10 protein-coding genes are annotated in these 10,843 nt (G+C 46.6%); 5 read left to right on the top strand and 5 right to left on the bottom strand.

Features of this window, described 5'->3' with window-relative positions; all coding sequences use genetic code 11:
- Window positions 1–94: 94 nt before the first annotated feature.
- Both QUA34_RS09460 and QUA34_RS09465 read right to left on the bottom strand, forming a co-directional pair.
- Window positions 95–1,363, bottom strand: coding sequence for a transposase (locus QUA34_RS09460; RefSeq protein WP_333385952.1), 1,269 nt, complete (start codon window positions 1,361–1,363; stop codon window positions 95–97).
- A 281-nt stretch (window positions 1,364–1,644) separates the two neighbouring features.
- The gene (locus QUA34_RS09465; protein WP_333215283.1) at window positions 1,645–2,007 is read right to left on the bottom strand and encodes a hypothetical protein; all 363 of its coding nucleotides are present in this window, start codon (window positions 2,005–2,007) and stop codon (window positions 1,645–1,647) included.
- A 414-nt stretch (window positions 2,008–2,421) separates the two neighbouring features.
- Here QUA34_RS09465 and deoC point away from each other — a divergent pair, with 414 nt between their 5' ends.
- The 4 genes from deoC (at window position 2,422) to QUA34_RS09485 (ending at window position 7,270) form a co-directional block, all read left to right on the top strand.
- Complete coding sequence (gene deoC, locus QUA34_RS09470) at window positions 2,422–3,102, top strand: deoxyribose-phosphate aldolase (protein WP_333385955.1); 681 nt, start codon at window positions 2,422–2,424, stop codon at window positions 3,100–3,102.
- Between the two features lie 234 nt (window positions 3,103–3,336).
- Window positions 3,337–4,212, top strand: coding sequence for a DNA repair protein RecO (gene recO, locus QUA34_RS09475; protein WP_333385958.1), 876 nt, complete (start codon window positions 3,337–3,339; stop codon window positions 4,210–4,212).
- 232 nt (window positions 4,213–4,444) lie between these two features.
- Window positions 4,445–6,016, top strand: coding sequence for an MFS transporter (locus QUA34_RS09480; RefSeq protein ID WP_333385962.1), 1,572 nt, complete (start codon window positions 4,445–4,447; stop codon window positions 6,014–6,016).
- Window positions 6,017–6,043: 27 nt separating this feature from the next.
- Window positions 6,044–7,270, top strand: coding sequence for a glycosyltransferase family 4 protein (locus QUA34_RS09485; RefSeq protein WP_333332495.1), 1,227 nt, complete (start codon window positions 6,044–6,046; stop codon window positions 7,268–7,270).
- Between the two features lie 209 nt (window positions 7,271–7,479).
- Here QUA34_RS09485 and QUA34_RS09490 read toward each other — a convergent pair whose 3' ends face one another.
- The 3 genes from QUA34_RS09490 to QUA34_RS09500 are packed head-to-tail and all read right to left on the bottom strand — an operon-like array spanning window position 7,480 to window position 10,248.
- Window positions 7,480–9,159, bottom strand: a complete 1,680-nt coding sequence (locus tag QUA34_RS09490) for a phosphatidylglycerol lysyltransferase domain-containing protein (RefSeq protein WP_333332492.1) — start codon at window positions 9,157–9,159, stop codon at window positions 7,480–7,482.
- 11 nt (window positions 9,160–9,170) lie between these two features.
- Window positions 9,171–10,091, bottom strand: a complete 921-nt coding sequence (locus QUA34_RS09495) for an alpha/beta hydrolase-fold protein (RefSeq protein WP_333332489.1) — start codon at window positions 10,089–10,091, stop codon at window positions 9,171–9,173.
- A 4-nt stretch (window positions 10,092–10,095) separates the two neighbouring features.
- On the bottom strand, window positions 10,096–10,248 hold the full coding sequence (locus tag QUA34_RS09500) for a hypothetical protein (protein WP_333086190.1): 153 nt from the start codon (window positions 10,246–10,248) through the stop codon (window positions 10,096–10,098).
- Between the two features lie 19 nt (window positions 10,249–10,267).
- Between QUA34_RS09500 and QUA34_RS09505 the strand changes: the two genes are divergently transcribed.
- The gene (locus QUA34_RS09505; protein WP_333332486.1) at window positions 10,268–10,696 is read left to right on the top strand and encodes an NUDIX hydrolase; all 429 of its coding nucleotides are present in this window, start codon (window positions 10,268–10,270) and stop codon (window positions 10,694–10,696) included.
- The last annotated feature ends 147 nt before the right edge of the window (window positions 10,697–10,843 follow it).

The following is a 10,843-nucleotide window of genomic DNA, read 5'->3' on the forward strand; positions in this document are numbered from 1 at the left end:
TATTTTCCTCTAGTAAAAAGCTCTTTTACCTAACCGCACTCATCGTTTTTTAGAGCTGCTGCGAATCTTAACTCTGCTTGACATCTCCCCAGCCCTAAAGGGACGGGGATTCATAAGACCATAATTTAAGTCTTACAGGTGCTGACAAGTCACCTCTACCAACTCCACTAAGATCAATTCCAAGTATTGTTGCTACTTTCCGACCAATATTTGCACAGCCATTGCAGTCTGCATTAATTAGCCACCCCTTCGCTGTCCGATATAATCCACGTTTTACTCTTGTTCCAGAAGCTTTCCACCACTCGGGTTTTTCGCCGACTTTAGGCAGTTCGTCACCATCGAGAAATGAAGTTTTTGAAGTATATGATTCTTCGGTTTCGACGAATTTGATTCCGTACTGTTCGCACAGTTGAGCTATTCTATCTTTTAACCTACTCGTGGGAATCTGAACAAATTTTTGATTGGTCTTTGTACCCATATTTATCAAATCTTTCTGATTCGTGTTCCATCCAAATATGACTGTACCTATCTGGGATGATACACAATGATTGATGACTTTACGAGCAGCTTTATTAACTGCATCCCGCATTGTTCTATTTCTGTTTTCGGTTAGCCGTTCCAGTCTTTTCGACCAGAATCCATTATCTTTTCCCGACATCAAGGTTGCCACTCGTTTGTTATAGCCTTGGTTGATGGACTTGAGATGCCTTCCGTCTACGATAAATGAAGTTCCAATATTGCTAACACAAGTTATCCAGTTGTCCATCCCATGATCTATCATCAATACAGAATCAACGGTAACAGAGGATTGGACAGCTTCTTTTTGGTAAACCAATTCCAGATAGAAACATCCATTTCTAGGCAAGAGCCTATACTCTCGAATAGAAGAATGTTCTAAGTTAGATGGCATGGTTAGATAGAACGCATCTATGCCAAACCAAGCTTTAATTTGCTTCCCTAAAGGAAATCGTAACATTCCATCTTTTAATTTGACCGATCTACCTGTAAATGTCACCAGCGCTAATCCGCCTTGTCTGTATCCAGGAAGTCTTGGATGTTGCGTCACTGTCCCTTCTTTAACTCCAGCCAGTAAGCCTACATAGGAATTGAAAGATTCAGCCACGCTACTCCATATCTGCTGTGCGGTATCTGAATAAAAAGCTTTGTAATGAATGTTCCGATTGTCCGTTCCTAGAACTTTATGCAGCTTGGCTTTACTCGGTATCCTTCCCGTTTTGAAGAAGAGTTGTCGGGCATAATAAGTTCCACAATTAATTAACTTTGAGGCTTCACTGCACAAAAACTCTAAGATTGCTTTCAAGTCTTTGTCTGGACTAATTAGATTTTGCTGGCATCCATACACTCTGTTTTCCTCCTGGGTTTATATTAGCATAGTATTCTTGATTAAAGATTCAAGTATGCCTACAAAACCACCAATCAAAAAATATGGTCGGCGGTTGAAACCGCTACCGACTTCCTCCCCATGTCTAAAGCCAGGGGCTTCCGTCTCGTTCTTCGGTGAATCACGCAACTCTTACCACCGCATCCCGAATTAGGTTTGCAGTTACACAAAGAGTCCTAGGGCGCCCCAAGTCTAACTGCAAATCTCCTAGTGCTAATAGCTTCTACTTCTGCTTGCTCAATTTAAGCAACCACAACTGCTGTTTTAGCATTCTCACTCAACATCAACTGGCCTGTTCCATCAATACTAAAATCTTTCCCCAGCACAAAACCCTTGCCCATCAACCGCTGGCAAACAACCAGGGCAGTGATTCGGCGAATTTCTTCCATCACGTCAGCAGGAATCAAATAACTCAAACTCCAGATCACGGACTCACAGTCATACCAAATCAAACGCTCAATACTGACAATCATCAAAGCAGCTAAACTGTCAACAGGCAGCCTCCCTCTGAGATCCGCAATCAAATCCTTACCAATTAAGCTATTGCGAGTCATCATCGCTCTAGCCATCTTCCCAATTTCTTGTTCGAGTTCTAAATGATTCATGCTTGGCACTGGCTTTTATGTTTTTAAAGCACTACTAAAAGTAAAAACAGTAGCCGCTACCAGGCTCTGCCCTAGCGTAGCTGACGCAGGCTCTACCGTAACTCCTTTTAACAAAGTATACCTAAAGAAAGATCAAAAATGTATCTAAAGGCAGATACCAAAATATTATTTTTTTGATTTTAATTGAGAAACCAATTCCCACAAGAGTTTTTACGAGCAGCAAATTGAATATTTGTACTCGATCGAGCTCGGAGTAAAGTCAATCGATTTTTGATTTTTGATTTTTGATTGAAGAATTGGGGAAAGCGACCTCACGGATGAATCCGGGGGGTTCTACCCAGGCTGCTTTCGGTCGAAGATTTTGGTAAATTCGCTACATAATAAGGAAGTAGTTACTTCGGAGAAAAAACAGCAATGGCTGCAAACCAGGCAGACATCGATATTGCCCCCTTGATCGACTACGGCCTGATCGACCCCACCGCTACGCCAGAGCAAGTAGAACACTGTTGCCAACAAGCAGAGAGATTTGGCTTTGTCACAGTTTGCGTGTATCCCGCCTACGTCAGACAAGCAGTTGAGCTGCTGCACGGCAAACGTCCCAAAGTCTGTACAGTTATAGGTTTTCCCACCGGTGCTTCGACTTCAACGGTGAAAGTTTACGAAGCTCTAGAAGCAGCAGATAATGGAGCCGTAGAGTTAGATGTCTCCGTTAACTTAGGATTGTTGAAAGCTGGAAGAATCGACGCATTCCACCGGGAACTAGCCCAAATTTGCGAAGAAACCAATCTCACCATTAAAGCAATTATCGAAAGTTCGCTCCTTTCCGATGCCGAAAAACAATTAGCGGCTGAGATTTGTATGGAAGCCGGCGTCGCCTACATCAAAACCAACACTGGCTTTTTTGGCCCGGCGAAAGTTGACGATGTACGACTGCTGAAGGAAGTTACGAAGGGAAGGATCGGGATTAAAGCGGCGGGCGGAATTCGTACTCATGAACAAGCTCTAGATTTGGTAGTAGCTGGGGCAACTCGTTTGGGGACTTCTCGCGGGCCTGAATTACTTCGCCAGCGGGATAATTTAGATAAAAGTCATTAGACAGTTGTCAGTTGACAGTGGGCAATTGTCATTAGTCATTAACTGGTTCCAAGCCTCGGCCTGGGAATCCATATTTAGAGGCTCTGCCTCGGCTGGGATTAGGAGGCAGAGCCTCTGGATCTGCGTTACCAGGCAGAGCTTGGTAACGAGTATCTAATAAAAGTTCTGCGTCGCGGACTGTTTTTGCTACTGTCCTTGTAAATCTAAAATCTAAAATCTAAAATCTAAAATCGAGTGACTCGAACTTACAAAGCAACTGGAATCAATCTTAAGAGTGCGCCGATGGGCGAATCCGATCGAGTGCTGACAATTTTGACGCGGGAATTCGGCTTAATTCGAGCCGTAGCACCGGGTGTTCGCAAACAACGATCGACCATTGGCGGTAGAAGTGAATTATTTGTTGTCAACGAATTGCTAATTGCCAAAGGCCGATCGCTCGACAAAATTACCCAAGCCGACACGGTACAATCCCATCCGGGTTTGAGCCGCAACCTCGGAAAACTCTCCGCGGCGCAATATCTGGCCGAATTAGCGATCGCCAGCGCCCTTTCCGATGAGCCCCAAGAAGAACTTTTTTGGTTGCTGGGCGAACATTTGAGCCGTTTAGAGCGTTTGTCCGATCGCACAGAAATCCAATCCGCCGCCGTGCTTGTCGCCCACCTCAGCCACGGCATTTTTCACCTGCTAGCCTTAGCCGGCCTCGCGCCCCAAGTCCAAGTTTGCTGCGCCACCAGACACCCGCTCATCCCAAATTTCACCGATCCGAACTGGCAAACCGGGTTTAGTATACCCTCTGGGGGAACCTTCAGCTTGTCCGAGCTAGCTAACCTAGAGGCAGAACTCTCTTCAGAAATCGGTAGCTTGTACAAATCCACATCCCGTTCCCGACAAACAAATGGCAGCAAACACTTGACAAATTTCGAGATAAATGCTAAGGAATTAGCAGCGCTGCAACAGTTGGCTAGTCCAGAACTAGGAGAGGGGATTGCCGATCGAACAACTTGGGTATCAGTAGAAAATATTTTGCGACAATATGCCCAGTATCATTTAGGTTGCACGATTCGGTCGGGAAGCTCGATCGACACCTACCTAGAGAGTTTTGAGTTTTAAATTTTGAGTGTGGATTTAAATAGGTGAAGGGGCGATCGTACATCGCACCTCCAGCCGGGGGGATACCCGAACCTGTAGGCAATTTCAGGTAAATTCTCAAGGTTGTTGCGACATCAGATAATAGATAGAGATAAAGTTACGAGATTATTAATAAACTTAGGGGTTAACCACCTCAAATTCAAATTCCCATCCCCCCAACCTCAACCACCCCAGGCTATCCACCCCAAATTCTATGATGCGACTGTCTGATTCTGATTTGACAATATCTGTTTTAGCCGTAACCCACCACAAGATGGAAGAACGAGAAAATTTTCCAGAGTTTGACTCTTATCCCGTCTCCGCCGATCGACAATGGAGCAACGTCCCAGACCCAGAAATGGATAAATACCCCACAACTCCAGCACCAGACTGGAACAAGGGCAATAGCCCACAGCCCGAAGCAATCCCCCCGGTTCCCACACCAGAGCCAGCAGCAGAACTCTCCGAAGCAGTAGCCGAAATTCCCGAAAAACAAACGGGATTTCTGCCAGTGCTCAAAAACCCAAATTTTCTAGCATTGTGGAGTGGGCAAGTTTTCTCCCAACTAGCAGATAAAGTTTATCTCGTACTGACGATCGCCCTCGTAGCCAGCCGCTTTCAAGCGCCAGATCAAACCATCAGCAGGTGGGTATCGGCAATCATGATTGCCTTTACCATTCCCGCAGTGCTGTTCGGGGCCGCTGCAGGCGTGTATGTCGATCGCTGGTCGAAAAAAGCAGTGCTCGTCGCCACAAACCTGCTGCGGGGAGCCTTTGTGTTAACCTTGCCCGTGCTGCTGTGGCTCTCTGACGGGTGGGAACTCGGTCAACTGCCACTCGGATTCTGCTTGCTGCTGCTAGTAACATTCCTAGTCTCGACTCTAACTCAATTTTTCGCCCCAGCAGAACAGTCAGTGATTCCCCTAATTGTGGAACGCCGCCACCTGCTATCGGCAAACTCCCTCTACACCACAACCATGATGGGGTCGGTGATTATTGGCTTCGCAGTGGGAGAACCCTTACTAGCTTTAGCCGACACCCTATTTTCCAACCTCGGCGGCGGACTCGGCATCGGCAAAGAATTAGTAGTAGGCGGAAGTTACGCCTTCGCCGGAGTGCTGTTGCTGTCGATGAAAACAGGCGAAAAAAACGAAGTCGAACACGAACCGCCGCACCCCTTAGCAGATTTGCGAGATGGGCTGCGTTACATCAACGATCAACCCAAAGTCCGCAATGCTTTAATTCAACTAATTATTCTATTTTCCATTTTTGCAGCCTTGGCAGTTCTAGCAGTGCGGCTGGCGGAAATCCTCCCCGGTATGAAAGCATCACAATTTGGCTTTTTGCTGGCGGCGGTGGGCGTTGGCATGGCTGCTGGGGCGACGACAGTCGGCTATCTCGGCCATAAATTTTCTCACTCTCAACTGAGTTTAATCGGCTCGATTGGCATGGCACTTGCTCTGATGGGCCTTTCTGCATTTACACACCATTTGTGGCTATCGGTGCTGTTCATTACCCTGTTGGGTTTATTTGCCTCATTGGTGGGAGTGCCGATGCAGACTACAATTCAAGCAGAAACTCCAGAAGAAATGCGGGGAAAAGTCTTCGGGCTGCAAAACAATGCCACTAATATCGCTTTGAGTTTACCGTTGGCTTTGGCCGGGGTAGCCGAAACATTTCTGGGTTTGCCGACAGTATTTTTGGCTTTAGCAGGATTAGCGATGGCTGGGGGTGTCTTAACCTGGTATATTTTCCGTAGCAGTAATAGCAAAGTCGATCGAATCTAAATAAATAACAAACTCTGATTTACTGGAATGCACATCGCTTGGCTAGGAAAAAAATCACCTTTTTGCGGTAACGTCACTTACTCCAGGGAAGTCACCAACGCACTATTAGACCGGGGATACCAGGTTAGTTTCCTGCACTTTGCCCAAGAGGCGGACTCACTGGACAGGAACAATACGGGGTGGAGCATGGCAAATGGTTCATGGGGAAAGGGAATTACTCAAACCTCATATACCACTTCGCTCTCGTCCGCCAGTTGCAACGAAGTCTCTTTACCCTGTCACTACAAATCGCAAATTTATACGATTCCCACTCTCAAGTCCCGCACAGTGCTGATGAAATCTCTGCGGCGGCTCAAACCCGATGTGGTTCACGCTTCCCTGACGCTTTCGCCTCTAGACTTTCTGCTGCCGGAAATTTGTCAAGAATTGAATTTGCCTCTGGTGGCGACTTTTCACCCGCCGTTCGATCGCAAATTGCGGAATTTGACATCGGGAACCCAACACCTGATGTATCAACTGTACGCTCCGTTTTTGGCTAACTACGACTCGACGATCGTTTTTTCTCAGATTCAGCGGGATATATTGGTCAAGTTAGGAGTGCCACAGGAACGGGTGGCTGTGATTCCCAACGGCGTGGATGCTGTTAAATATTCGCCCGGGCCTTCGGGGTTGAAGTCGGAATTAAAGGCCGATCGAATTTTTGTTTACCAAGGCCGCATTGCCCAGGAGAAAAATGTCGAGTCGATGCTCAAGGCCTGGAAACACTGTAATTTTGGCCCTGGGAACGTATTGGCTATCGTAGGCGACGGGCCCCTAGCCGCCTCGCTGCAACTGTTTTACGGCGAAGATGATGGCATTGTGTGGCTCGGATTTGTTGCCGAGGAGGAACGCCGGATCGAAATTCTGCGGGGTGCAGACGTATTTATTTTGCCTTCTTTGGTGGAGGGACTGTCGCTGTCGCTGCTGGAAGCGATGGCCTGCGGTTTAGCTTGTTTGGCAACCGATGCCGGTGCTGACGGCGAGGCCTTGGAGGAAGGCGCGGGGATAGTTTTGAATACTCAGCGGGTACGAAGTCAGTTGCAAACCTTGCTGCCGCTGTTTTGCGATCATCCTGAGTTGGGAATGCTGCTTGGTCAAAAAGCACGCCAACGGGCGATGGAGCGATACACTCTCAGTCAGAATATTACTGAGTTGGAAAAGCTGTACTCAGAGGTTTTGCAAAAGCAGCGCGTACTAATTCGGGGTTTAGCATGAATGTTTTGATTGCTCGTTCCCAGGCTCTAGCCTGGGAACGCAGATCCGGAGGCTCTGCCTCCTCCTTTGCCCCAAGCCAGGCTCTTTTACTCGTTACCAGGCTGGAGCCTGGGAACCAGTTAAGGCAGAGCCTGGGAACCAGTTAACGGCACCTTTCGGCAAACGCCTGGGAACCAGTCATTCCTCCCCAATCTAAAATCCAAAATCGCTTACCCTCCCGGCCGCAAATAATCCAAAAGTCGATCGCCCGAATCGGCCCGAATCAAAGCAACCACAACATCCGGCAAACTTCCCAAACTCGGATAAACAAAATAACGCGGTTCCCACCGCGGCCCAAACTTATCTTTAAAACTGTGCAATCCCTTAAAATTATAAAACTTGCTCAAGTGAGCCGAAAGATAAATTAAAACCTTTTCCAACCGCCCACATTTCTCAGATTCTCCCACTCCCGCCAAAGCAGACAAACCCAAATCAAATTCTTGATATCCCAATTCTTGACAATGCTGCAACATCGAAGCAAACAAACACTCCATCGTGCCATTTTCCACCTCAGTGCGACGCCGCATTAAATCAACTCCAACTACCCCATCTCCCGCCGATATCATATTAGCAAAAGCACTAATTCTACCGTCGGGAGTGTGGAGTGCTACGGCGCGAGTTTCCCGCAAATATGCCTCGTCAAACCAACCCACCGAAAACTTTTTTTCCGCACCCTGAACTATTTGCAGCCACTCGTCGCTCACAAGTTTCATTTGCCGTATCAATTCGGAACTTAAAGGAGGTTCGTAAAATTCAATTTGATAACCAGCTTTTGTAAGTCGGTTGATAGCAGTTCTCAAGTTTTGATTGCTCTTGCCTTTGAGAGTAAAAGTTTTGAGATTGACAATAGCTTCTTCGCCAATTTGCACCACTCGAAAACCGAGAGTAGAATACATTTCTAGATCCTGGGGCAAAGTTTGATAAAATGCTGGATACCAATCATTGCGATAGCAAAATTCTTGAAACCCTAGAATTGCTTCTTTGCGGTCTTCAACAGGCCCGATGGGGTCTCCCAAACCGATCGCACCTCTACCTTTCGGCACGTAGGCGATCGTACTTTTTCCCGAAGGACTAAAATAATAAGATTTATCCTGAAGCAACGCCAGTCTTGCTAGGGTTGTCCGCCCATATTTTGCTACAACTTCTTGAGCTTTATTCCGTTCCGAAATACTTGCCGAATTTCGCAGCAGCACCGGCCGCAGAAGCATTAAAAGTGCGTAACCAAGCGTTACCGTACCTACAGCATAAATCGAATCCGCAAAAAAGTTAGCAAACCGAGTTTGCGGAACCAACCCCGCATTGTCCGCCGTAAAAAACATGGCAACAGTTTGGAATATAGCATCGTCCCAATCGAAATTAACCGCTTGTCCGTTAACTTGAAAACCCCCATCCAGAATATAAAAACCCGCCGTCCCGTAGGCCAGCGTAAACAGCAAAGCCCCCAGCAAAACCCGGATTCCTTGAGCAATTGAAGGGCGATCGGATTTAGCCGTAAACGTCTGTCGCATCACCAACAACTGAAACAGCAGCACCCCAGAAAGCAAGCTTTCTTCAACATCTAATCCCTTGACTAAATGAATTACAATAGAAACGATTAACAATCCCACCGTCAGCAACCAAGCAATCCGCTTGCGCCGCAACAAATTAGTGGCCAGAGTTAGCAGCATAAAGCCGATAACTGCTGCAAAAAAATGGCCGCCCGCACGCACGGGAAAAGGAAAAAATGGCTCCAACCAATTTCGGCGATCGGGTAAACTGGGAGTTACAGCAGACAGCAGGTTAATAACTCCTACCAATCCGGTTAAAAATGATGCAGTCCAGAGTCCAATCCTAGTTTTTTGGGGTAACACTGTTGACCTTTCTAATTTTTCTGTGTTGCCAGTGATATTTTAAACTGTTTTCCAACATAGCTCAAAGAATCGGCTAAATGCTTGTGCCAATAATTCCAACCGACATCCGGGCCAACAATCCCGTGTCCTCCCGGAAATTTTTTAAACTCGTTGGCTATACCCAAACTGTTTAATTGCTCGTGGAACTGTTGAGTGGAAATCAGAAATTTTTCGTCTGCTTCCCCCGCATCCAAATAAGCGCGCAACTGCTGTTTATCTTTAACAGGGAGTTTTTCCACTAAATATTTAGGACTGTTAGCCTTGCCGCTTTGATCTGTAAAATAACCGCTGTGGCTGAACAGAATATTAAAATTATTCAAGTAGCGCAAACCGATATTAAAAGCTCCCCAACCCCCGGAAGATTGTCCTCCCATTGCCCAGAATTTGGGGTCTTCCAGCGTTCTGTAGCGCGATTTTACGATGGACACTAACTCGGAGCCGATGGCACTTCCCACCTTACCGTTGGGCCCGTCAAAATACTGCGGGTCCCACAAAGGACTCGTACCCCGCTTGTCGTTCCCGTCAGGAGTAATTACAATTGATGGCGGCAATCTTTTGCTTTTATATAAATTGTGAAGCACAGAAGTAACAGCGGCTTTGTCCTGATAAGCGCGCGCGTCTCCGTGCCCGCCGTGCAGCAAAAAAATCACTGGATAGCGCTGTTTGAGATTATTTGCGTACCCAGGCGGCAAAATTAAGCCATAGGTGCGCTCTGAATTCATAGCTGCACTTTTATATGTTTTGAGTTCAAAATTTAAGTTGGCATCTACTACTACTTTCGGAGGGTCTAACTGAGGTGCCCCGGCAATAAAAACGTACCAGTATCCAGTCGCACCGAGGAGGATGATTGTACCCGTACCGATACCTAAAACTTTTCCCAGCCACTTAGGCATACTTTCAATCTCTCTTTTTGGTCGGCGATCGCAATCCGTACATTATATGCAAGTATATTGTAGAACTGTAGGTGAGGTCGATCGCACATTGTGCAGCATTCTCAGTAACGGGCAAGATGCCGGTTCCACAGTTAAACTGCAACGATACATTATTCAATTCTTTAATCTAAAATGGTATGACTTATCGAAATCCCGCTCCTACAGTTGATATTATCATCGAATTAGCCGATCGCCCCCATCGGCCGATCATACTCATCGAACGCCGCAATATTCCCTACGGCTGGGCAATTCCCGGCGGTTTTGTCGATTACGGGGAAGCGGTAGAAACGGCGGCAAAACGCGAAGCTTTAGAAGAAACAAGTTTGAATGTAGAATTAATTGAGCAGTTTTACGTTTATTCTGACCCAAATCGCGACGCCCGCGAACACACTATCAGTATTGTATTCTTGGCTTCTGCAACGGGCGAACCTCAAGCCGCCGATGATGCTAAAAGTTTAAAAATTTTTGAATCTTGGCAGATTCCTCGTGAATTGTGTTTCGATCACGATCGGATTTTGCGCGATTATTGGCGTTACCGTCATTATGGATTGCGGCCGCGTTTGTAGGGTGAGGATTTGTTAACCGCCGATGCACGCGGATTAACGCAGATTGATTGCTATGATTTATCGGTGATTTATATCAGGTTCGGGTAATTACTTATAATGTGAATTCGGCCGCTCGAACTTGAATTCGGGCGCTCGAACTTGAATTCG

Origin of the sequence: Microcoleus sp. POL10_C6 (genome assembly GCF_036701585.1) — a bacterium.
Lineage (GTDB): Bacteria > Cyanobacteriota > Cyanobacteriia > Cyanobacteriales > Microcoleaceae > Microcoleus.

What these genes read in the sequence shown, in the direction of transcription:
- QUA34_RS09465 (WP_333215283.1), bottom strand. Translation starts at nt 2,007, where the DNA reads ATGAATCATTTAGAACTCGAACAAGAAATTGGGAAGATGGCTAGAGCG.
- deoC (WP_333385955.1), top strand. Translation starts at nt 2,422, where the DNA reads ATGGCTGCAAACCAGGCAGACATCGATATTGCCCCCTTGATCGACTAC.
- QUA34_RS09480 (WP_333385962.1), top strand. Translation starts at nt 4,445, where the DNA reads ATGATGCGACTGTCTGATTCTGATTTGACAATATCTGTTTTAGCCGTA.
- QUA34_RS09485 (WP_333332495.1), top strand. Translation starts at nt 6,044, where the DNA reads ATGCACATCGCTTGGCTAGGAAAAAAATCACCTTTTTGCGGTAACGTC.
- QUA34_RS09495 (WP_333332489.1), bottom strand. Translation starts at nt 10,091, where the DNA reads ATGCCTAAGTGGCTGGGAAAAGTTTTAGGTATCGGTACGGGTACAATC.
- QUA34_RS09505 (WP_333332486.1), top strand. Translation starts at nt 10,268, where the DNA reads ATGACTTATCGAAATCCCGCTCCTACAGTTGATATTATCATCGAATTA.